Below are 20,710 nucleotides of genomic sequence, written 5' to 3' on the forward strand. Positions count from 1 at the left end.
CGCTGTCGTCCCCCGACGTCCTGGAGATCCTTCACAACAGTGACAACGGTTGTCAATTTCATGCGAAGCTGACCTCATGGCACCCGAGAGCGCGCCCGACCGCAGGCGTGGCGCCGTCATCGCCGTGTGCGTCGGCGGCGCGCTCACCGCGCTCGACCTGACGATCGTGGTCGTCGCGCTGCCGACGGTGGACGCCGAGCTGGGTGGCGGGCTCGGGGCCCTGCAGTGGGTCGTGACGGGGTACACGCTGGCGTTCGCGTCGTTGATCCTCACGGCGGGCGCCCTGTCGGACCGCACCGGTGACCGGCCGGTCTTCGCGACCGGCGTGGCGCTCTTCACGGCCGCCTCGGCCGCGTGCGGCCTCGCGCCGACGGTGCCGCTGCTGATCGCGGCGCGCGTGCTGCAGGGCATGGGCGCCGCTGCGATCCTCGCCACGTCGATCGCCCTGCTCGCCCGCACCTACTCCGGTACCGCCCGGGCCACGGCCATCGCCGCGTGGGTCACCGTCGGCACCCTCGCCGCGAACCTCGGCCCGCTGGTCGGCGGGCTGCTCGTCGATGCGCTCGGCTGGCGAGCGATCTTCCTGGTCAACGTCCCGATCGGGGTGCTGCTGCTGATCGCGCTGCCCGCCCTCATCGCTCCACCGACCGTGACCGACGGACCCCGGCGCCCCCTCGACGTCGGTGGGCTGGTCCTGGCCGTGGTCGCCCTGTTCGCCCTGAACACCGCCCTGCTCACCGGCCCCGAGCTGGGCTGGGCGACGCCGCTCGTGCTCGGCGCGGGGGCCGTGGCGGTGCTCGCCCTCGTCGCGTTCGGGCTGCACCAGTCGCTCCGCCGCGAGCGGGCCCTGATCGACCTGCGGCTGTTCCGGATCCCGACCTTCAGCGGCGCGGTGCTGCTGAGCCTGCTCTCGCGCATCGCGTCGTTCGGTGCGCTGCCCTTCTTCGTGCTGTGGCTGCAGGGCCCGGTCGGGCTCTCCGCGACGGCGACGGGTATGGCGATGCTGGCGATGTCGCTGCCGGTGCTGCTGCTGTCGTTCGTCGGCGCCCGGCTGCAACGCATGGTCCCGGCGCGGACCCTGATCGCGGTGGGCAACCTGGCCGGGGTCGCCGCGGGGTTGGCCCTGTTGTTCGGCATCACCCCGGACAGCGGCTGGACGGCCGCGGTACCCGGCTTCGTGCTCATCGGGGTCAGCGCGGGGCTGGTGTTCCCGTCACTGATGGGACTGGCGGTCGGCGTGGTGTCGCCGGAACGGGCCGGGCTGGCCTCGGGCGTGGCGAACACGTTCTTCCCGCTCGGCACGGCGATCGGTGTCGCGGTGTTCGGCGTGGTGCTGGCCGCCGCCGCGGACCGGGCCGGGCTGGTGGGCCCCGCCCGCGACGCCACCCTGGCGGGCACCGGCGACCCGGCCGCCCTCGTCGCGGGCCTGGACGGCATCGCCGCGTGCATGGGCGCGCTCTCCGCCCTGGGCGTACTGGTGGCGGTGGCGCTGGTCCGCGAGCGCGACCGGCTTCCGATTCCTCACTGAGCGCGCCGTCGGCGGGGCTCGGGGAGGACGAGCGGCGCACCCGTCGTCGGGTCCGGGATGACCACCGCGTCGAGCCCGAACACCCGGCGGACGAGGTCGGCGTCGACGATCTCCGCGGGCGGGCCCTGGGCGACGATCGCCCCGCCCCGCATCGCGACGAGCTCGTCGGCGTAGCGGCAGGCCATGGTCAGGTCGTGCAGCACCGCGACGATCGTGCGGCCCTCCGCGTGCAGGTCGGTCAGCAGGTCCAGCACCTCGACCTGGTGGGCGAGGTCGAGGAAGGTCGTCGGCTCGTCGAGCAGCAGCAGGTCGGTGTCCTGGGCCAGGACCAGGGCGATCCAGACGCGTTGGCGCTGGCCGCCGGACAGTTCGTCGACCGGCCTGCCCTGCAGGTCGGTCAGCGAGGTGACCTCCAGCGCGCGGGACACGGCGCGCTCGTCCGCCGCGGACCACTGCCGCAGCCATCGCTGGTGCGGGTGGCGCCCGCGGCCGACGAGATCGCCGACGGTGATCCCGTCCGGCGCGACGGGCTGCTGCGGCAGCACCCCGATCCGGGTGGCGACCTCGCGGGCCGACAACGTGTGGATGTCCGCGCCGTCGAGGAGCACCGTGCCCGCGCTGGGCCGCAGGAGGCGGGCGAGGCCACGGAGCAGGGTGGACTTGCCGCAGGCGTTCGGCCCGACGATCGCGGTGATGCGGCCCTCGGCGATCTGCACGTCCAGGGCATCGATCACCGGCCGCCCCTCGTAGCCCAGGCCCAGCCCGCCCGCCTCGAGGCTCATCCCGTCCTCCCTGTGCGGTTCTCCCTGGCCAGCAACCAGACCAGGAGGGGCGCCCCCAACACGGCGGTGAGCACGCCCACCGGCAGTTCGACCGGCGCCAGCACCCGCCGTGCCACGAAGTCGGCCACACCCAGCAGCGCCCCGCCGACCGCCGCGCTCGCGACCAGCGCCAGCCCGCGGCCGTGGACGAGCCGCCGGGTGATCTGCGGCGCCGCCAGCGCGACGAACGCGATCGGCCCGGCCGCCGCGGTCGCCGCCGCGGCGAGCACCACGGCGACCAGCAACAGCGCGCCCCTGGCACGTTCGGCGCGGGTTCCGAGCGCGACGGCCAGATCATCGCCCAGCTCGAGGGTGCGCAGGGCGGCGGCCAGCCGTAGCGCCACCGGGATCCCGACGGCGACGACCGCGACCACCGGCAGGACGTGCCCCCACGACCGCCCGATCAGGCTGCCGGACAGCCAGATCGCCGCCTGCTCGGCGATGTAGACGTTCGCGACGTTCAGGACGTAGGCGATCACCGACGTCAGCGCGGCGGTCACCCCGATGCCGATCAGCACGAGCCGGTACCCGCTGATCCCCCGCCGTCTGGACAGCAGGTAGACCAACGAGGCCGTGCCCAGCGCACCGGCCGCCGCGCCGAGCGCCGTCGGGAGCGGGCCCGCGGCGAAGAACACCACCAGCACGACGGCGACGACGGCGGCGCCCGCGTTGATCCCCACCACGTCCGGGCTGGCCAGGGGGTTGCGCACGAGCCGCTGGACGATCGCCCCGGACAGCCCGAACGCCGCCCCGATCATGATCGCGCCCAGCGCTCGCGGCATCCGCAGCTGCCACACCACATAGGCGCCGCGGCGGGTGGCACCCTCACCCCCGGCGAGAACGGTCAGCACGTCGGACAGCGGCAGCGGGTAGTCCCCGAAGACCAGCGAGGCGACGAGGGTCAGGACCGCCACCACCAGCGCCGCGGTGGACACCACGGCCGCCCGCCGGTGGACCCGGACGATGAACCCGCCCAGCCGCAGGACGGTCACAGCTCGGCCATCCGGCGGCGGCGCACGAGCGCGATGAAGAACGGCGCGCCCGCCACCGCGGTGACGATGCCCGCCTGCAGCTCCTGCGGCCGGGCGATCAGCCTCCCCAGCACGTCCGCCAGGAGGAGCACGATCGGGCCGAGCACCGCGGAGTAGGGCAGCAGCCACCGGTGCGTGGGCCCGACCAGCGCGCGGGCCATGTGCGGCACGCACAGCCCGACGAACGCGAGCGGCCCGGCGAGGCCCACCGCGGTCCCGGTCAACACCACCACGGCCAGCGCCGCCGTCGCCCGGCCGACGGCGAGCCGCTGGCCGAGCGTGCGGGCGAGATCGTCGCCGAGGGCGAGCGCGTCCAGCGCCCGCGCCGACGTCATCGCCAGCACGGAGCCGACGGTCAGGAACGGCAGGGCGGTGCGGATCACCGCGGCGTCCGCCGAGGTCAGGGCGCCGACCGACCAGTAGCGGTAGGCGGTGAAGGTGGCGATGTCGAGCAGGGTGACCGCCGTCGTCAGGCCGCCGAGCAAGGCGGTCGCGGCCGCGCCGGACAGGGCCAGCTTGACCGGGGTAGCACCGCCGCGGCCGAGAGAGCCGAGCGCGTACACCGCCACCCCGGTGACCGCGGCGCCGAGGAACGCGAACCAGATCCAGCCGCCGAAGGTGTCCACGCCGAAGGCCGCGATGCCGACCACCACGGTGAAGGCGGCGCCGGCGTTCACCCCGAAGACCTCGGGCCCGGCGAGCGCGTTGCGGGTGAGTCCCTGGAGCAGCCCGCCCGCGACACCGAGTGCGGCGCCCGCGAGGATCCCGACGAGCGTCCGCGGGATCCGCAGGTACTCCACGATCCGGTCCAGGTCCGAGCCCGGCGTGGCGCCGAGCACCTCGGCCGGGCTGTAGCTCTGGTTCCCGACCAGCACCGAGCCGACCGCGACCGCCGCCAGCACGACGACGGCCGCGACCAGCCCCAGAGATCTCAGAACTTGTCCGGGTGCAGCTGCCGGGCGAGGTCGGCCACCGCGTCGGCGTTCCGCACGCCTGGGGTGATCTCGGCGAACGTCGTGGCGTAGATCCGGCCGTCGCGCACCGCGGGCACGTTGGCGAGCGCGGGATCGGCCTTGATCCCGTCGATCACCGACTGCGCTCCCTCGGGCCCGACGTCCGCGCCGCAGCAGGCCGGGACCACGATGACGTCCGGGTTCTGCCGGACGAGCTCCTCGGTGCCGATCCGGGTGAGCCTGCCGGGGATGTCGAAGGCCTGCACCCCACCCGCGGCCTCGATGATCGTCGTCGCGACGTCCTCGGTGCCGAACACCCGGATCTCCCCGCCGCCCGGCCGGTTGATCATGGCGACGCGCGGCTTCTCGGTGACCCCGGCGAGGCGGTCCTCGGTGTCGGCGACGGTCTGCTTCATCTCCGCAACCAGGGCGCCCGCCCGGGTGGTCGCCCCGAGTACCTGACCGAGGTCGGCCAGGTCGCCGTAGACGCTGTCGAACGAGACGTCGTTGGCGGCCAGCGACGACTGCCCCTCCCCGTCCGCGGTCGGACAGTACTGGCTGAACAGGTACGACCCGATGTCGATGCCCTCCAGCTCGGAGCGGGTTCCGAGGCCCTCGGTGGTGAAGGCGCCGGTGAACCCGGAGACCACGAAGTCCGGGTCGAGGCGCAGCACCTCCTCTCGGCTCGGGTACTCCTCGGGGTAGTAGGTGGGCTGCTGCGCCTCCGGCCGGAACTGCGCGGCGAACTCGGAGAGGATCGGGTTGTCCAGGTAGGCGGCGCCGACCAGCTTGTCGCCCTGCCCCAGCGCGTACACCGCCTCGACGCCGTTGTGGAACGCGGCGAAGATGCGGGCGGGTGGGGTGTCGGTGGGCACCTGGACCCCGCAGTTGTCGATCGTCGCCCCAGACGCGGAAGAGGGCGCGGCCGACTGCTCGGACGCGGGCGGAGCGGCCGCGCTGCAGCCTGCGACCAGGCCGAGCGCGAGCACGAGGCCGACGACGAAGGTCCTCGAAGTCCTACGCAATGACATATGTTCGTCCGTTCAGATGAGAGATCATCGGAACGATAGGGCGTCACCCCGAGGCCGTCCACACAGCCCGGGGTGACGCGCGCTGGATTATCGGAACCGGGCTGCCGCCGTGGCGGCGCGTTCCCAGTCGTGCGTGAAGCGTCGGGCGTCGGCGAACTCGTAGCGGGCACCGAACGCAGCGACCAGGTCCATCCCACCGCCCGCGCCGACCGCAGCGAGCTGCCTGCGGTCCCCGACCAGCAACAACTTCCCACCAGCGGCATCCACGTGGCGGTGGATCGCGGCAAGCGCGGAAGTGTCGGTCATCGCGGGCTCGTCGACCACGACCAGATCCTCGGCGCGCAGCCGCCACGGCCGGTCCTCGTCCCGGACGGTGGCCTCCGCGACCGGCGCCGCGAGACGGTTCTGGGTGGTCAGCCACCGCGCGACGTCTCGAGTGGTGAGCCCTTCCCCGGCGAGGACGTCGGTGGCGACCTGGGAGGTCGCCAGTCCGAACACCCGCCGCTCCCCGGGATCTACATCTGGGTGTTCCGCGGCACCCCGCTGATCGCCCAGCTGCTGTTCTGGAACTTCCTGTCGGCAGCTCCGGATCGGCCCAGGCTCGGGCGAGCGCGCTGAACTCCGGGTCGAGGCGGCGGCGCCGCCGTGGTGCCCGACGCGGGAGTAGCCGGACTTGGCCGACAGGTACTCCAGGCCGGCGTTGTTGCCCGCCCAGATCGCGTCCCGCAGATCTCGCCTCGGCGTGTGCCGGTCGTCATCGCAACCCAGAGGAGCGTGCCCCACTCCACGTCGTCCCACGCGGCAGTCACGATCAGTGCGGCCTCCTCGGGCGTCGGGGGCTGCGGGTTCGCCGCCGGTGCTGGCGGCGGTTCGGACATCTCACATGGGTTGATCGAGATCCAGCGCCACGTCTTCGCCTTACTGGCGAGGGTCTCGATGTTGCCCTTGCCGCGGCGGTTGCCGCGTGATCTGCGTGCCATGCGAAGGACCAAAGCAGCACTCGTGCCACGACTCGTGCCACGTGTCGGTCGAACGCTACCTAACGGAACACGAATCCGCAGGTCAGGCGCTGAGCCGGAGGTCGGGATCGAACCGACGACCTACTGTTTACAAGACAGTTGCTCTACCACTGAGCTACACCGGCACCACCGGACTCACGCCCGGCAGCCCACATCGTAGAGCTCCCCGGTCGTTTGGCAGCCTGAGCCCGTGGTGGACGAGCTGAACCCGGCCGAGCGGCTGACGAACCGGCTCCGGGCGACGCTGAAGCGGGACGCCCGCAGGTTGCTCGCGGCGGGTCCGCCGACCCTGCCCATGTTGATGGTCGGGCCGCAGGTGCCCGACGACGCGCGTGTGCAGGAGGTCCTCGACCTCTGCATGCGGGTGGGCGAGGTGCAGCTCTCCAGCGGCGAGAGCGTCGGCGTGGTCACCGACCTGATGCTGCGCATCGCGGAGGTCTGCGGCCTGCCCGCGGTGGATGTCGACATCACGTTCACCTCCATCACGATCTGCTGCCACCGCGGCAACGCTGCCTCCCCCGTGACGTCGATGCGGCTGGTCAAGTACAAGACGCTGGACCTGACCCGGCTCGCGGCGGTCGACGCCGTGGTCGACGCGGTCATGCAGGGCCGGCTGGACGTCCGGGCCGCGGCCCGCGGGCTCGACGACGCCGTGAACGCCCGACACCCCTACCCCCGCTGGACCGCGACGGCGGGCTGGGGCGCGCTGGCCGGCGCGATCGCCGTCCTGCTGGGCGGCGGCGTCGTCACGGCCGTGACGGCGTTCCTGGTCACCGGCGCGATCGACCGGATCGGCCGGGTCCTCAACCGCCTGGGCCTGCCGGCGTTCTTCCAGCAGCTCACCGGCGGCCTGCTGGCCACGACCGTCACGATCGCGCTGTTCGCCGTCGGCCTCTTCCCGCCGGGTACGCGTCCGTCGCTGGTGGTCGCGTCGTCGATCACCGTGCTGCTGTCCGGGCTGTCGGTGGTGGGCACGGTGCAGGACGCGATCTCCGGCTACTACGTCACCGCGGCCGGTCGGGTCGCGGAGATCACACTGCTCTCCGCGGGCCTGCTCACCGGCGTCGTCCTCGGCCTGAAGATCGGGTTCGCCGTCGGCATCGCGCTCGACGTCGCCGGCACCGTGCCGGTGAGCGTCGGGCGGCTCACGCTGTCGCTCCTGGCCGGCGCGGTCGCCGCCGCCGGGTATGCTCTCGCGGGCTACGCCCCCTTGCGCGCGTTGCTGTTCGCGGCGGGAATCGGAGCCGTGAGCTGGGGTGTCTTCAGTGCACTCAACCAGTACTCCGGAATCGGGCCGGTCGCGGCCACGGGGATCTCGGCCATCGTGATCGGGATCGGCGGCGGGCTGCTGCGCCGGACCCGACAGGTGTCGACGCTCGTCGTGACGCTCGCCGGTGTGACCCCGCTGCTGCCGGGCCTGACCGCCTACCGCGGCTTCTACCAGCTCGCGGTCGAGGGCCTGTCCGAGGGACTGGTCACCGTCACGCTCGCGCTGGCCATCGGGCTGGCGCTCGCGGCCGGGGTCACCTTCGGCGAGTTCCTGGCCCGGCCCCGGCTCCGCCGCGCCGAGCAGGGCACCGAGCCACCGGGCTACACGGAGGATTCCGAGCCCGCGAACCTGCCCGGCGGTCAGTAGGGTTCTCCCCGAGGATCCGCCGGCGACGGTGCGCGCCGGCGGCGCGAGGAGGATCTTGTGGCCCGCAACAGCACATCCGAGCTTCCCCCACCCGACTTCGTGGTCGTGGCCAACCGGCTGCCCGTCGACCTGGAGAAGCTGCCCGACGGCGGCCAGCGCTGGAAGCGCAGCCCCGGCGGCCTGGTCACGGCCCTGGAGCCCATGCTGCGGGCTCGGGACGGTGCCTGGATCGGCTGGCCCGGCGTGCCCGACGCCGACGTCGGCCCGCTCGTCGAGGACGGCCTCCAGCTGCACCCGGTCGGGCTCAGCGCCGAGGAGGTCGAGTACTACTACGAGGGCTTCTCCAACGGCACGCTCTGGCCGCTGTACCACGACGTCGTGGCCCCGCCGGCGTTCCACCGGCACTGGTGGCAGGCGTACGTGAAGGTCAACCAGCGCTTCGCCGACTACACCGCGCGGGTGGCCGCCGAGAACGCGACGGTCTGGATCCAGGACTACCAGCTGCAGCTCATGCCGGGGATGCTCCGCGAGCTGCGCCCCGACCTGCGGATCGGCTTCTTCCTGCACATCCCGTTCCCGCCCACGGAGCTGTTCATGCAGCTGCCGTGGCGGACCCGGATCGTCGAGGGCCTGCTCGGCGCGGACGTGATCGGCTTCCACACCGCGGGCGGCGTGCGGAACTTCCGCTGGCTCGCCACGCGCCTCGCCGGCGCCGGGGCCGTCCGCAACCGCAACGAGGTCACCGTCGGACGGCGCACCGTGAAGCTCGGCGCCTTCCCGATCTCCATCGACTCGGCCCAGCTCGACCAGCTCTCCCGCACCGACGCCGTCGTCAAACGCGCCGCGCAGATCCGGGAGGACCTGGGGAACCCGGAGAAGATCATCCTCGGGGTCGACCGGTTGGACTACACGAAGGGCATCGACGTCCGCCTGCGCGCCTTTCAGGAGCTGCTCGAGGAGGGCCGGGTCACCGCCGAGGACGCGGTCATGATCCAGCTCGCCACGCCGAGCCGGGAGCGCGTCGAGCACTACCAGCGGATGCGCGACGACATCGAGCTCGCCGTCGGGCGGATCAACGGAGAGTTCGCGAAGGTCGGCCACCCCGCCGTGCACTACCTGCACCAGTCGCTGCCGCGGGAGGAGCTGGCGGCCTTCTTCCGGGCCTCGGACGTCATGCTCGTGACCCCGCTGCGCGACGGCATGAACCTCGTCGCCAAGGAGTACGTGGCCTGCCGGCACGACCTGGGCGGCACGCTGGTGCTGTCCGAGTTCGCGGGCGCCGCGGCCGAGCTGACCAGCGCCCTGCTCGTCAACCCGCACGACACGGACGGGGTGAAGGAGACGCTGTACGCGGCGCTGACGATGCCTCCCGAGGAGGGCCGGAAGCGGATGCGGACCCTGCGCAAGCAGGTCATGACGCACGACGTCGACCGGTGGGCCCGATCGTTCCTCCGCGCGCTGGGCCTGGAGCCCGCGGATGACTGAGCCGCTCGACCCGGGCCCCGAGCTCGACGCCGCCCTGTCCGACGCGCTCACCCGGCTCGGCGAGGTGGGCACCCTCCTCGTCGCGCTCGACTTCGACGGCGTACTGGCCCCGATCGTGCCGGTGCCCTCCGACGCCCGGCCGCTGCCGGACTCGGCCGACGCGGTCCGCGAGCTCGCCGGCGCGCCGGACACCACGGTCGTCCTGCTCTCCGGGCGTGGCCTCGCGGACCTGGGCGCCGTCTCGGGGCTCACCGAGCCGGTCCGGATGGTCGGCAGCCACGGCGGCGAGTACGGGCCCGGCCTCACCGACGGGGACGGTGCGCTGCTCGGCCCGGAGCAGCAGGATCTCAAGGAGAAGCTCACCCTCGCGCTCGTCGATCTGGTCGAGGGCGAGATCGGGGTGACCCTGGAGCACAAGCCGGCGGGGGTCGCGGTGCACGTCCGCAACGCCGCACCGGAGGTGGGCGCCCGCGTGCTCGACGCCGTGCGGGCCGGGCCCGGCACCTGGGAGGGCGTCGACTCCACGGAGGGCAAAGCGGTGATCGACCTCGCCGTGCTGCAGGTCAGCAAGGGTACGGCGGTCGACGTGCTGCGTGAGCGGCTGGGCGCCGAGGCCGTGTTCTTCGCGGGCGACGACGTCACGGACGAGTCCGTGTTCACGCGGCTCCGGCCGGGCGACGTCGGCGTCAAGGTCGGCGAGGGGGACACCGCGGCGGAGCACCGCGTCGCCGATCCCGAGGCGGTCACGGCCGTGCTGCGCACCCTCGCCGGTCACCGCCGCTGACCCGCCGGCCGGGGGCTCACCCGCGGCGGGTCACCAGCCCGAGAAGAACTTCTCCGCCTGCGTCGCGGGGCCGCTGGTGGAGCCGACGACGAGCTCGGTGGGCAGCACGACCTGCTTCGGCTTGTTGCGCTCGCCGCGCTGCAGCAGCAGCTCCCCCGCCACCTGGCCCTTGCGGCGCACGGGCTGCCGCACGGTGGTGAGCCCGACCCGCTCGGCCTCCGGCACGCCGTCGAACCCGGTGACGGTGAGCCGGTCCGGCACCGCGACCCCGGCCTCGGCGGCGTACTGCAACGCACCGATCGCCAGCACGTCCGAGGTGCAGGCGAGCGCGGTGATGTCCGGGTGTGCGGCCAGCAGCTCCCGCGCGGCAGACGCCCCGGCCTCGGGGCTGTGCTCGAACCGCTCGACGACGGGCACGCCCGCCCAGTCCACGCCGGCCTCGACGAGCGCGTCCCGCAGACCGCCGATGCGCTCGCGCTGCACCGGGTAGGACGTGTTCTCCTGCCGCGCGAGATCGGCGGGGCCGTCGTGGCGCTGCGGGCCGAGCCGCATGCACAGCACGCCGATCTTCCGGTGGCCCAGCGCGGTCAGGTGCGTGCCGAGCGCGCGCATGCCCTGTCGGTCGTCGACGCCGACCCGGTCGACGCCCTCGACCCCGACGGGCTGGTCGCAGACCACCGTGGGCACCGGCCGTTCGAGCACGGCGCGGAAGTGCGGGTCGTCCTCGCTCACGGAGTAGACGACGAACCCGTCGACGCCCGCCTGGTGGACCGCGGCGACGTCGGCGTGCTCGGGGCTGACCGGGACCAGCAGCAGGCCCTGCCCGGCCTGCTCGCACGCCAGCGCCAGGCCTTCGAGGAAGCCGGTGGCCACCGGGTCGCGGAAGGCGTACGAGAGCGCCTCGGTGAGCAGCAGGCCGACGGCGCCGGCGCGCCGGGTGCGCAGCGAGCGTGCCACCGGGTCCGGCCCCGGGTACCCGAGCCGCCGCGCGGCCTCGAGGACCTTCTCCCGCAGCGGCGCGGAGAGTTGGTCGGGGCGGTTGTAGGCGTTGGAGACGGTGGTGCGGGACACGCCCAGCTCGGCGGCGAGCGACGCCAGCGTCGCGGGTCGCCTCACGTGGGGTGAACCGCTCATGTCGCGAACGGTAGCCGCCTGCGGTGGCCGGTCGGTAGCCCGGCCCGCCGGCACCCGCTAGAGTGAAGTGACAACGGTTTTCAATAAATGCATGCGCACAGCCTGATACGGGAGCACGACCCCACGATGAGAACGCGCCTCGCCACCACCCTGCTCGCCACCGTGATCGGATCGGCCGGAGTCCTCGCGCTCGCCGCCTGCGGCTCGGGATCCGACGCCGACGGCTCCGCGGCCGCCCCGACGACCGCCGCGGGCGGGAAGGTCGCCGTCGTCGCCTCGACGGACGTCTACGGCAGCATCGCCTCCGCGGTCGGCGGCGACCTCGTCGAGGTCACGTCGCTGATCAACTCGTCGACCGCCGACCCGCACGAGTACGAGTCCACGCCCGCCGACGCCGCGACCGTCGCGCGGGCGGCGCTCGTCGTGGTCAACGGCGGCGGCTACGACGACTTCGCCGCCCGCCTCGTCGAGTCGTCCGGCACGAAGGCCACGGTGATCGACGCAGTGCAGCTCTCCGGCCTGCCCGGTGCCCCCGAGGCCGGCGGCGACTCCTCCCCACCCGACCCGGACGGCCACGACCACGGCGAGTTCAACGAGCACGTCTGGTACAGCCTGCCGACCGTGCGGAAGGTCGCCGACGAGATCGCGAAGGACCTCGGCGCGGCCGATCCGGCCGACGCGGCCACCTACACCGCGAACGCGCAGAGGTTCGGCACCGACCTCGACGGGCTGCAGCAGAAGGTCGACGCGATCAAGGCCGCGCACGCGGGCGAGCGGATCGCCGTCACCGAGCCCGTGCCGCTCTACCTGACCGAGGCCGCCGGCCTGCAGAACGCCACCCCCGAGGAGTTCAGCGAGGCCGTCGAGGAGGGCACCGACCCGGCGGCCGCGGTGCTGGCGTCGACGCTCGAGATCGTCGGCGGGCCGGACCCGGTGACGACGCTGGTGGTCAACAACCAGACCGAGAGCCCCTCCACGCAGAAGGTCGCGGACACGGCGGAGGCCGCGGGCGTACCGGTCGTCGAGGTCGGCGAGACCCTGCCCGAGGGCGTGGACTCCTACGTCGCGTGGCAGAGCGCCCAGCTCGACGCCCTGGCGGGCGCCCTGAACGGAGCGGCGTGAACAATGAGGTCATGACCGCGACACCCCCGACGGCGCCCCCCGCGGCGGTCGCGCTGCGGGGCGCGCGGGTGGCGTTCGGGCGGCGGGTGCTGTGGGAGGCCCTGGACCTCGACGTCCCGCCCGGCGAGTTCCTCGCCGTCCTGGGACCCAACGGCTCCGGCAAGACCACGCTCCTGCGCGTGCTGCTCGGCCTCCAGCCGCTCGACGCCGGCGAGGTCCGGATCGCGGGTGAGCCGGCCCGGCGCGGCGCGGGCGGCATCGGTTACATCCCGCAGCAGAAGGCCCTGGTCGAGGACATGCCGCTGCGCGGCGCCGACCTCGTGGGGCTGGGCCTCGACGGGCACCGGTTCGGCCCGGGCCTGCGCGGCCGGGCGGAGCGGCGGCGCCGGGTGGCCGAGGCGCTCGAGGCGGTGGGGGCGACCTCGTACGCCCGCTCCCCCGTCGGGCGGCTCTCCGGCGGGGAGCAGCAGCGGCTCCGCGTGGCGCAGGCCCTGGTCGGCGATCCGCGCGTCCTGTTGTGCGACGAGCCGTTGCTCTCCCTCGACCTCGCCCACCAGCGCACGGTCAGCCGGCTCATCGACGAGCGGCGCCGCGCCGCGGACACCGCCGTGGTGTTCGTGACGCACGAGATCAACCCGGTGCTGCCGCTCGTCGACCGGGTCCTGTACCTGGTCGACGGCCGGTTCCGGATCGGCACGCCGGACGAGGTGATGACCTCGGAGACCCTGTCGGAGCTGTACCGGACGGACGTGGAGGTCGTGCGGGTGCGGGGCCGACTGGTGGTCGTGGGTGCGGAGGACCAGCACGCGCACCACGACGCCCTGGAGGCGATCCGGTGAGCCGGCTGATCGGGTTCGAGGGCATCGGGGAGCTGCTGGCCCTGCCCTTCGTGCAGAACGCCTTCGTCGCCGCCGCGCTGCTCGGTCTGGTGGCGGGCGCGCTGGCCCCGCTCGTCGTCGCGCGCGGCATGGGGTTCGCCGTCCACGGCACGGCGGAGCTGGCGTTCACCGGCGGCGCCGCGGCCCTGCTCGTCGGGATCTCGGTGAGCGTGGGGGCGGTCGTCGGGGCGGTGGCCGCCGGGCTGGTGTTCGGCCTGCTCGGGCTGCGCCAACGCGAGCGGGACTCCGTGATCGGCGTGGTGCTCGCGTTCGGGCTGGGCCTCGGTGTGCTGCTGCTGGCGCTCTACGAGGGCCGGGCCTCGAACAAGTTCGGCCTGCTCACCGGCTCGATCGTGTCCGTCGACTCCAGCAACATCGCGATTCTCGTCAGCGTGACGATCGTCGTGTTGGCCACCCTCGCCGTGGTCTACCGGCCGCTGCTGTTCGCCAGCGCCGATCCCGACGTCGCCGTGGCCCGCGGGGTACCGACACGCTTCCTCTCCCCGCTGTTCGCGGTTCTCGTCGCCCTGACGACCGCTCTGGCCGTGCCGATCGTCGGCGCCATCCTCGTCCTCTCGGTCACGATCATCCCGGGCGCCGCGGCCGCGCGGGTCACCTCGAGCCCGCTGGCCGCCACGCTGCTGGCGATCGGGATCGCCGAGCTCGCGCTGCTCGGCGGGACCCTGCTGAGCCTGGTCCCCGGCCTGCCGATCTCGGGCTACGTGGCCACGCTCGCGTTCCTGGCCTACCTGGTGTGCCGGCTCGTCGGGCGGGTCCGCGGCCGGGTCCGCACCGCCTGACGGCGATCAGAGCCAGCGGGGCAGCTCGGGCGGGGTGCCGGCCAGCACGCTCGCCGGCGCCCGGCCCGTCAGCCAGCCCAGGAGGTCCGCAGCCGGCGCCTTCTGCGTCTCGACCTCGCCCAGCGGGGCCGACTCGGCCGGGATCGACTCGCCGGGGCCCGACACGACGGGCGCCGGGGTGGCGCCCGGATCGCCGATCCGCCACACCCGCTCGCGGTCGGTCGGGGCGAGCAGCAGCGTGGGGCACCCCGCCCGGCCGGACAGGGTGGCCGTGACGTCGTCGAGCATCAGGTCGACGAGCTCGGCGGGCAGGTCGGCGAGCGAGGCCCCGGTGTCGAGGTCGGCGGCGTGCACCCACACCTCGCGGATCCGCAGGAACGGGATCTCCGTCGCGAGGATCTCGCGACCCTGGGCGTTGCGGATCGTCGCCTCCCACTGCCCCGGGGTGAGCGCGCCGAGCGCCTCGTCGAGCTCGCGGGCGGTGGCGGCGAGCTCGGCGCGCAGCACCTCCGGCGACCGGCCGGACGTCTCCTCGATCTCGGCGTCGCGGGCCTCCGGGCTCGGGTACATCGGCTGCTCGGTGCCGGTGCGGGCCCAGGTCGCGAGCCGGACGAGGGCCTCGGCGTTGCGTGCCACGTGGGCGACGACGTGGGCCCGGGTCCACCCGGGCAGGGCGCTGGGGGCCGTCAGGTCCCCGTCCGGGATCCCGTCGACGACGGCGAGCAGGTGCTCGGTGCCCGCGCGCATCCACGGGAGGGTCTCCGACGTGTCGTTCCTGCTCACATGGACAGTGTGGACGACGGGGCGACGGTCCACAGCACGGAGCGGGTGCGCACCTCAGGCCAGGCGGCGGCGCCGCGCGACCTCGGCCAGCACCACACCGGTGGCCACCGAGGCGTTGAGCGACTCGACCTCGCGGGCCATCGGGATCGAGACCGTGACGTCGCAGGACTCGCGGACGAGCCGGGACAGCCCCTTGCCCTCCGAGCCCGTCACGATCACCAGCGGGTCCGTGGCGAGGTCGAACTCGTCGAGCGAGACGTCGCCGTCGGCGTCGAGGCCGGCCACCATCAGCCCGGTCTGCGCGTACTCGCGCAGGGTGCGGGTGAGGTTCGTCGCGCGGGCGACGGGCAGCCGCGCCGCGGTGCCGGCCGAGGTCCGCCACGCCACCGCGGTCATCCCCGCCGAGCGGCGCTGCGGCACGACCACGCCGTGCCCACCGAAGGCGCTGACCGAGCGCACGACCGCGCCCAGGTTGCGCGGGTCCGTGACGCCGTCGAGCGCGACGATCAGGGCAGGGTGCCCGGCCTCCGACGCCGCCTCCAGCAGCTCGTCCGGGTGCGCGTACTCGTAAGGCGGGATCTGCAGCGCGACGCCCTGGTGCAGCGCGCCGCCGGAGATCCGGTCGAGCTCGGCGCGCTCCACCTCGAGGATGGACAGCCCCGCGTCGGCGGCGAGGTGCACCGACTCGGCCACCCGCTCGTCCGCCGTCGCTCCGACGACCACCCGCAGCGCCGTGGCCGGGACCCCGGCGCGCAGGCACTCCACCACCGGGTTGCGCCCGAGCACCGTCTCGGGGACGTCGCCGTCCTGCGGGCGGCGACCGCGCGTGCCCGCGGCGGCGCGCCGGTCCTTCGCCGCCGCCCGGCGCTGGGCCGGGTGGCCCTTGCGCGCGGACGCGGGCGGCGTCGGGCCCTTGCCCTCCAGCCCTCGGCGGCGCTGGCCCCCGGAGCCGACGACGGCGCCCTTCTTCGTGCCTTCCTTGCGCACCGCACCGCGGCGCTTGGAGTTGCCGGCCATGATCCCTGTCTCTCGGTTCAGGCGTTCTTGAGCGACCACGTGGGGCCGTCGGCGCCGTCCTCGACGGTGATGCCCGCGGCGAGCAGCCGGTCGCGCAGCGCGTCCGCCTCGGCGAAGTCCTTCGCCCGGCGGGCGGCCTGGCGGCGCTCCAACAGGTCCTCGACGAGCGCGGTCAGCGCGCCGAGCGCGGCCTCCTCGCCCCGGTCGCCCGTGCGCCAGCGCGGGTCGAGCGGGTCGACGCCGAGCACCCCGGCCATCGCGCGGACGGACTCGGCCGCCGCGGTCGCCACCTTCTTGTCGCCCGAGTCGAGCGCGGCGTTTCCCTCCCGCACCGTGGTGTGCAGCACGGCGAGGCCGCCTGGCGTGCCCAGGTCGTCGTCCAGGGCGGCGGCGAACTCCGCCGGCACCCGGTCGGCGACGCGGGGCGCTCCGGCCCGCTCACCGGTCCGGTGCAGGAAGGACTCGATCCGGCGGAACGCCGCGACCGCCTCGGACAGCGCCGCGTCGGAGTACTCGATCGCCGACCGGTAGTGCGGGCCGACGAGGTAGTACCGCAGCTCGACGCCGCGGACCCGCTGCAGCAGCGCGTCGATCGCCAACGTGTTGCCGAGCGACTTCGACATCTTCTCGCCACCCATGGTGACCCAGGCGTTGTGCAGCCAGTAGCGCGCGAACGGGTCACCGGCCGCGCAGGACTGGGCGCGCTCGTTCTCGTGGTGCGGGAACACCAGGTCGAGCCCGCCGCCGTGGATGTCGAACTCCGGGCCGAGGTAGGTGGTGGCCATCGCGGAGCATTCGAGGTGCCAACCCGGCCGGCCCTCGCCCCACGGCGTCGGCCAGGACGGCTCGCCGGGCTTGGCGCTCTTCCACAGCGTGAAGTCCAGCGGGTCCCGCTTGGCGTTCAGGTCGCCCTCGCCCTGCGCGACGTCGTCGACCTTCTGGCCGGAGAGCCGGCCGTAGCCCGGGAACGTGCGGACGGCGAAGTACACGTCCCCGCCCGCGGCGTACGCGTGCCCCCCCTCGATCAACCGCTCGATGTAGGTGACCATCTGCAGGACGTGGCCGGTGGCCCGCGGCTCGAGCGAGGCGGGCAGGCAGCCCAGCGCGTCGTACGCCGCGGAGAAGGCCCGCTCGTGCGTGGCGGCCCACTCCCACCAGGGGCGGCCCGCGTCGGCCGCCTTGCGCAGGATCTTGTCGTCGATGTCGGTGACGTTCCGGACGAGCGTGACGTCGCGCCCCTCGCGGCCCGGCTCGGCGTGGGCGAGCCAGCGGCGCAGCACGTCGTAGTTCAGCGAGCTGCGGACGTGCCCGATGTGGGGCAGCCCCTGCACCGTGGCGCCACAGACGTACATCGACACGGCTCCGGCCCGCAGCGGCACGAAGTCCCGCTGCGTCCTGGTCAGGGTGTCGAAGAGTCGGACGCTCACCCGTCCCAGGGTACGGACGCGCTGGTCGGCGGACCGCGGCAGGGCCGCATCACATTTCTCCAAGACGCCGGGCGGCCGTCCCGGCACGCTGGGCGGCATGACACGCATCGAGCAGCTTTACCCCCGCCTGCCGGTCCGGGGCGCCGACGCCGCGATCGCCTTCTACCGCGAGGCATTCGGCGCCGAGCTCGTCGAGCGGTACGCGACACCGGACGGCGCCGTCGTGCACGCGCTGCTGCGGGCCGGGACCGTGCAGTGGGCGGTCAAGGACGGCGACGAGTACGACCCGGCCCCGCCGGACGGCGGCGGATCGGCCGTCCTCGCGCTCTACGTCGACGACGCCGACGCCGTGGGGGCGGCCATGGAGGAGGGCGGCGCGACCGTGCGGTTCCCGATCGCCGACCAGCCCTACGGCGAGCGCGGCGGACGGCTCACCGATCCCTTCGGCCACCAGTGGATGGTCGCGCAGAAGACGGAGGACCTCACACCGGCGGAGATCGAGGACCGGACGAGGGCGATGTTCGCCGGGTGAGCACGCCTGCCCGTCGCACGAACGGCACTTGTCTGCGGTAGGTCCGCACAAGAGTGCCGTTCGTGCGGATCGGGCGGGGCGGATCGGGCCGGGCGGATCGGGCCGGGCGGATCGGGGCCGGGCGGATCGGGCCGGGCGGGCGGTTCAGGCGGGGAGGAGGAGGGCGGTGGCGATCGCGGCGATGCCCTCGCCCCGGCCGGTGAGCCCGAGCCCGTCGGTGGTGGTGCCGGAGACCGACACCGGGCCGCCGACCACCTCCGACAGCACCTTCTGCGCCTCGTCCCGGCGGGTGCCGATCTTGGGGTGGTTGCCGATCACCTGCACCGCGGCGTTGGCGACCCGCCAGCCCTCGGCGGTGAGCAACCGCCGGACCTCGGCGAGCAGGGCGACGCCGCTCGCGCCCGACCACTCCGGGCGGCCGGTGCCGAACACCGCGCCGAGGTCCCCGAGACCGGCGGCGGAGAGCAGGGCGTCGCAGAGCGCGTGGCAGGCGACGTCGCCGTCCGAGTGGCCGGCGCAGCCGTCGACGCCCTCCCACCGCAGCCCGGCGATCCGACAGGGCCGCCCGGGCTCGACGGGGTGCACGTCCGTGCCGATCCCGGTCCTCACGCCTTCTCCTCCAGCAGCAGTGCGGCGACCCGCAGGTCCCAGGGTGTGGTCACCTTGAAGGCCGCGGGATCGCCCGGCACCGTGACGACCGGCTCGCCGAGCCGCTCGACCAGGCCCGCGTCGTCCGTGGCGACGGCGTCCGCGCCGGACTCGTCGTACGCCGCCCGCAGGGTCTCCCAGGCGAAGCCCTGCGGGGTCTGCGCGGCCCGCAGCTCGGACCGGTCGACGGTCGCCTCGACCGCGGCCGCGACGTCCACCCGTTTGACGGTGTCGGCCAGCGGCAGCGCGGGTACGACCGCGGGGTGACCGGACCGGACCTCCGCCACCACGGCCGCCACCAGGCCGGGCGGGGTGAGGGGACGGGCGGCGTCGTGCACCAGGACGATCTCCGGTGGGCCGTCACCCCGGGGCCCCCCCGGTCGTTCACCGCCGTGGGAACCGGACAGCACGTCGAGCGCGAGCCGCACCGACGCCGTGCGCTCGCCGCCGCCCACCAGAACGGTGACGGGCCGGCCGACGAACAGTTCCCGCGCGTGGTCGAGCAGGTCCGCCGGTACGGCGACCAGCACCTCGTCGACCGCGCCGGAGGCCAGCAACCCCTCGACCGCGCGGACCACGATCGGCACACCGGCCAGGGGCACGAAGGCCTTGGGCGCACCCGCCCGGAGCCGGGTCCCCGAGCCGGCCGCGGGCACGACCGCCGCGACGCTCACCGCGACCTCCGCCCCGGTGCGTGCGTCAGCCGGGCCGTGGGCACCACGGGGCCGTAGCGTGCCGTTCGCGGGGCGGGTCAGGCGTTGGTGGTGGCCAGCACCTCGTCGAGCAGGGCCTCGGCCCGCTGCTCGTCCGTGCCCTCGGCCAGCGCCAGCTCGCTGACGAGGATCTGCCGGGCCTTCGCCAGCATCCGCTTCTCGCCCGCGGACAGGCCGCGGTCCTTCTCCCGGCGCCAGAGGTCACGGACGACCTCGGCCACCTTGTTCACGTCGCCCGACGCGAGCTTCTCCAGGTTCGCCTTGTACCGGCGCGACCAGTTGGTGGGCTCCTCGGTGTGCGGGGTGCGCAGCACCTCGAACACCCGGTCCAGCCCCTCCTGGCCCACGACATCGCGAACGCCCACGACCTCTGCGTTCTCTGCGGGAACGCGAACCGTCAGGTCACCCTGGGCGACCTTCAGGACGAGGTACTTGCGCTCCTCGCCCTTGATCGTCCTGGTCTCGATCGCCTCGATGAGAGCGGCACCGTGGTGCGGGTAGACGACGGTCTCTCCGACCTTGAAAACCATGTGTCCTCTGGCCCCTTTCGCTGCACCCAGGTTAACACGCCCGACCCGCCCCCCGTGCGACGGGAGGGCACATCGTCGCAGGTCAGGGGGTTGACAACGGGCGGAAAACGTGCAGACGCGGGTGCGCGGGCGCCCGGCCGAGAGCCGAGTGCACGGACCGTCGGACCCGACGACTAGGCTGCAGCCGCACGAACGGCCGTCAGGAAGGACCCGAACCGTGAGCCGCGCGACCACCCCCCGACGCTCCGCCACGCGCCCGGGCGCGTGGAAGGTCCTGGCGGTCGGCACGGCCGCCGCGGGGGCCCTCCTGTTGTCCGGCTGCGGTGCGGGCCAGATCGCGCAGACCGCCGAGCAGGTCGCAGCCGTCGGCGGCGCCGGTGCCGTGACGGGCGACGTCGCGGTCCGCAACGCCGAGATCGTCTGGCCGGAGGGGCTGGCCCCCACCGGCGCGATCTACCAGCAGGGCGGCCAGGCGCCGGTCGCGATGGTCGTCGTGAACGACGGCGGCGCGGCGGACCGGCTCGTCTCCGCCTCGAGCGAGGCCGCGTCGCAGGTCGTCGTCACCGGGGACCAGACGCTGTCCCCGCAGACCCCGCTCGTGGCGGGTACCGAGGGCGCGGCCGCGGCCCTGCCGGGGTCGAAGCAGATCACGGTCATGCTCACCGGGCTCCGTGAGGACATCGTGCCCGGGCGCACCTACCCCCTGACCCTCGTCTTCCAGGACGCCGGCCGGCTGACGGTCGACCTGCCGGTGCAGAACCCGCCGATGCCGCGGCAGGACCAGATGGCGCCCGTGGAGGGCGGCGGCGAGGGCGGCCACTGACCGCCCCGGTCCCTC

The 20,710-nt window shown here is 74.1% G+C and carries 21 protein-coding genes and 1 tRNA gene; 9 read left to right on the forward strand and 13 right to left on the reverse strand.

Annotated features, from left to right (window positions below; all coding sequences use genetic code 11):
* Positions 1-76: 76 nt before the first annotated feature.
* Positions 77-1,528 (forward strand): MFS transporter, encoded by a 1,452-nt coding sequence (locus ACL02T_RS30275; RefSeq protein ID WP_412834213.1) that lies wholly within the window; start codon positions 77-79, stop codon positions 1,526-1,528.
* Here ACL02T_RS30275 and ACL02T_RS30280 read toward each other — a convergent pair.
* The 6 genes from ACL02T_RS30280 to ACL02T_RS30305 all read right to left on the reverse strand — a co-directional run bounded on the left by ACL02T_RS30280 (position 1,522) and on the right by ACL02T_RS30305 (position 6,508).
* Positions 1,522-2,310 (reverse strand): ABC transporter ATP-binding protein, encoded by a 789-nt coding sequence (locus ACL02T_RS30280; protein WP_412834214.1) that lies wholly within the window; start codon positions 2,308-2,310, stop codon positions 1,522-1,524. The genes ACL02T_RS30275 and ACL02T_RS30280 overlap by 7 nt on opposite strands.
* Entirely contained in the window at positions 2,307-3,341 is a 1,035-nt protein-coding gene (locus ACL02T_RS30285; protein WP_412834215.1) for a FecCD family ABC transporter permease, read from the reverse strand. Before ACL02T_RS30285 ends, ACL02T_RS30280 begins: the two co-directional genes overlap by 4 nt.
* Positions 3,338-4,282, reverse strand: a complete 945-nt coding sequence (locus tag ACL02T_RS30290; RefSeq protein ID WP_412834216.1) for a FecCD family ABC transporter permease — start codon at positions 4,280-4,282, stop codon at positions 3,338-3,340. The genes ACL02T_RS30285 and ACL02T_RS30290 overlap by 4 nt, the downstream gene beginning before the upstream one ends.
* A gap of 29 nt (positions 4,283-4,311) precedes the next feature.
* Entirely contained in the window at positions 4,312-5,358 is a 1,047-nt protein-coding gene (locus ACL02T_RS30295) for an ABC transporter substrate-binding protein (protein WP_412834217.1), read from the reverse strand.
* 93 nt (positions 5,359-5,451) lie between these two features.
* Complete coding sequence (locus tag ACL02T_RS30300; RefSeq protein WP_412834218.1) at positions 5,452-5,862, reverse strand: AAA family ATPase; 411 nt, start codon at positions 5,860-5,862, stop codon at positions 5,452-5,454.
* A gap of 574 nt (positions 5,863-6,436) precedes the next feature.
* A tRNA-Thr gene (locus ACL02T_RS30305) sits at positions 6,437-6,508 on the reverse strand.
* A 65-nt stretch (positions 6,509-6,573) separates the two neighbouring features.
* Here ACL02T_RS30305 and ACL02T_RS30310 point away from each other — a divergent pair.
* The 3 genes from ACL02T_RS30310 to otsB are packed head-to-tail and all read left to right on the forward strand — an operon-like array spanning position 6,574 to position 10,288.
* The gene (locus ACL02T_RS30310; RefSeq protein ID WP_412834219.1) at positions 6,574-8,019 is read left to right on the forward strand and encodes a threonine/serine exporter family protein; all 1,446 of its coding nucleotides are present in this window, start codon (positions 6,574-6,576) and stop codon (positions 8,017-8,019) included.
* Between the two features lie 57 nt (positions 8,020-8,076).
* A complete protein-coding gene (locus tag ACL02T_RS30315; RefSeq protein ID WP_412834220.1) occupies positions 8,077-9,504 on the forward strand; it encodes an alpha,alpha-trehalose-phosphate synthase (UDP-forming) in 1,428 nt (475 codons plus the stop codon).
* Complete coding sequence (gene otsB, locus ACL02T_RS30320) at positions 9,497-10,288, forward strand: trehalose-phosphatase (protein ID WP_412834221.1); 792 nt, start codon at positions 9,497-9,499, stop codon at positions 10,286-10,288. Before ACL02T_RS30315 ends, otsB begins: the two co-directional genes overlap by 8 nt.
* Positions 10,289-10,318: 30 nt before the next feature.
* Here the strand turns inward: otsB and ACL02T_RS30325 are convergent, their stop codons facing one another.
* Positions 10,319-11,422, reverse strand: a complete 1,104-nt coding sequence (locus ACL02T_RS30325) for a LacI family DNA-binding transcriptional regulator (protein ID WP_412834222.1) — start codon at positions 11,420-11,422, stop codon at positions 10,319-10,321.
* Positions 11,423-11,548: 126 nt separating this feature from the next.
* Here ACL02T_RS30325 and ACL02T_RS30330 point away from each other — a divergent pair, with 126 nt between their 5' ends.
* The 3 genes from ACL02T_RS30330 to ACL02T_RS30340 are packed head-to-tail and all read left to right on the forward strand — an operon-like array spanning position 11,549 to position 14,222.
* A complete protein-coding gene (locus ACL02T_RS30330) occupies positions 11,549-12,544 on the forward strand; it encodes a metal ABC transporter solute-binding protein, Zn/Mn family (protein ID WP_412834223.1) in 996 nt (331 codons plus the stop codon).
* Between the two features lie 11 nt (positions 12,545-12,555).
* A complete protein-coding gene (locus ACL02T_RS30335; RefSeq protein WP_412834224.1) occupies positions 12,556-13,383 on the forward strand; it encodes a metal ABC transporter ATP-binding protein in 828 nt (275 codons plus the stop codon).
* Positions 13,380-14,222, forward strand: coding sequence for a metal ABC transporter permease (locus ACL02T_RS30340; RefSeq protein WP_412834225.1), 843 nt, complete (start codon positions 13,380-13,382; stop codon positions 14,220-14,222). Before ACL02T_RS30335 ends, ACL02T_RS30340 begins: the two co-directional genes overlap by 4 nt.
* A 6-nt stretch (positions 14,223-14,228) precedes the next feature.
* On the opposite strand, the gene ACL02T_RS30345 is transcribed toward ACL02T_RS30340, so the two are convergent.
* The 3 genes from ACL02T_RS30345 to cysS are packed head-to-tail and all read right to left on the reverse strand — an operon-like array spanning position 14,229 to position 17,449.
* Positions 14,229-15,005, reverse strand: a complete 777-nt coding sequence (locus ACL02T_RS30345) for a maleylpyruvate isomerase family mycothiol-dependent enzyme (protein WP_412834226.1) — start codon at positions 15,003-15,005, stop codon at positions 14,229-14,231.
* Between the two features lie 54 nt (positions 15,006-15,059).
* Positions 15,060-16,022: a 23S rRNA (guanosine(2251)-2'-O)-methyltransferase RlmB gene (gene rlmB, locus ACL02T_RS30350; protein WP_412834227.1), complete on the reverse strand. Its 963-nt coding sequence runs from the start codon at positions 16,020-16,022 to the stop codon at positions 15,060-15,062.
* Between the two features lie 17 nt (positions 16,023-16,039).
* Positions 16,040-17,449: a cysteine--tRNA ligase gene (gene cysS, locus ACL02T_RS30355; RefSeq protein ID WP_412834228.1), complete on the reverse strand. Its 1,410-nt coding sequence runs from the start codon at positions 17,447-17,449 to the stop codon at positions 16,040-16,042.
* Between the two features lie 97 nt (positions 17,450-17,546).
* Here cysS and ACL02T_RS30360 point away from each other — a divergent pair, with 97 nt between their 5' ends.
* The gene (locus ACL02T_RS30360; RefSeq protein ID WP_412834229.1) at positions 17,547-17,981 is read left to right on the forward strand and encodes a VOC family protein; all 435 of its coding nucleotides are present in this window, start codon (positions 17,547-17,549) and stop codon (positions 17,979-17,981) included.
* A gap of 144 nt (positions 17,982-18,125) precedes the next feature.
* On the opposite strand, the gene ispF is transcribed toward ACL02T_RS30360, so the two are convergent.
* The 3 genes from ispF to ACL02T_RS30375 all read right to left on the reverse strand — a co-directional run bounded on the left by ispF (position 18,126) and on the right by ACL02T_RS30375 (position 19,872).
* Entirely contained in the window at positions 18,126-18,590 is a 465-nt protein-coding gene (ispF, locus tag ACL02T_RS30365) for a 2-C-methyl-D-erythritol 2,4-cyclodiphosphate synthase (protein ID WP_412834230.1), read from the reverse strand.
* Positions 18,587-19,303: a 2-C-methyl-D-erythritol 4-phosphate cytidylyltransferase gene (ispD, locus tag ACL02T_RS30370; RefSeq protein WP_412834231.1), complete on the reverse strand. Its 717-nt coding sequence runs from the start codon at positions 19,301-19,303 to the stop codon at positions 18,587-18,589. The genes ispF and ispD overlap by 4 nt, the downstream gene beginning before the upstream one ends.
* Positions 19,304-19,380: 77 nt before the next feature.
* A complete protein-coding gene (locus ACL02T_RS30375; RefSeq protein WP_345382546.1) occupies positions 19,381-19,872 on the reverse strand; it encodes a CarD family transcriptional regulator in 492 nt (163 codons plus the stop codon).
* A 217-nt stretch (positions 19,873-20,089) separates the two neighbouring features.
* Between ACL02T_RS30375 and ACL02T_RS30380 the strand changes: the two genes are divergently transcribed.
* Entirely contained in the window at positions 20,090-20,695 is a 606-nt protein-coding gene (locus ACL02T_RS30380; RefSeq protein ID WP_412834232.1) for a copper chaperone PCu(A)C, read from the forward strand.
* Positions 20,696-20,710 lie beyond the last annotated feature (15 nt).

The organism is Pseudonocardia oceanicola (assembly GCF_047200735.1).
GTDB lineage: Bacteria > Actinomycetota > Actinomycetes > Mycobacteriales > Pseudonocardiaceae > Pseudonocardia.

Excerpts from the sequence above, each read along its gene's own strand:
- ACL02T_RS30375 (WP_345382546.1), bottom strand. The coding sequence starts at position 19,872 with ATGGTTTTCAAGGTCGGAGAGACCGTCGTCTACCCGCACCACGGTGCC.
- ACL02T_RS30275 (WP_412834213.1), top strand. The coding sequence starts at position 77 with ATGGCACCCGAGAGCGCGCCCGACCGCAGGCGTGGCGCCGTCATCGCC.
- ACL02T_RS30325 (WP_412834222.1), bottom strand. The coding sequence starts at position 11,422 with ATGAGCGGTTCACCCCACGTGAGGCGACCCGCGACGCTGGCGTCGCTC.
- ACL02T_RS30335 (WP_412834224.1), top strand. The coding sequence starts at position 12,556 with ATGACCGCGACACCCCCGACGGCGCCCCCCGCGGCGGTCGCGCTGCGG.
- ACL02T_RS30280 (WP_412834214.1), bottom strand. The coding sequence starts at position 2,310 with ATGAGCCTCGAGGCGGGCGGGCTGGGCCTGGGCTACGAGGGGCGGCCG.
- otsB (WP_412834221.1), top strand. The coding sequence starts at position 9,497 with ATGACTGAGCCGCTCGACCCGGGCCCCGAGCTCGACGCCGCCCTGTCC.
- ACL02T_RS30330 (WP_412834223.1), top strand. The coding sequence starts at position 11,549 with ATGAGAACGCGCCTCGCCACCACCCTGCTCGCCACCGTGATCGGATCG.
- ACL02T_RS30360 (WP_412834229.1), top strand. The coding sequence starts at position 17,547 with ATGACACGCATCGAGCAGCTTTACCCCCGCCTGCCGGTCCGGGGCGCC.
- rlmB (WP_412834227.1), bottom strand. The coding sequence starts at position 16,022 with ATGGCCGGCAACTCCAAGCGCCGCGGTGCGGTGCGCAAGGAAGGCACG.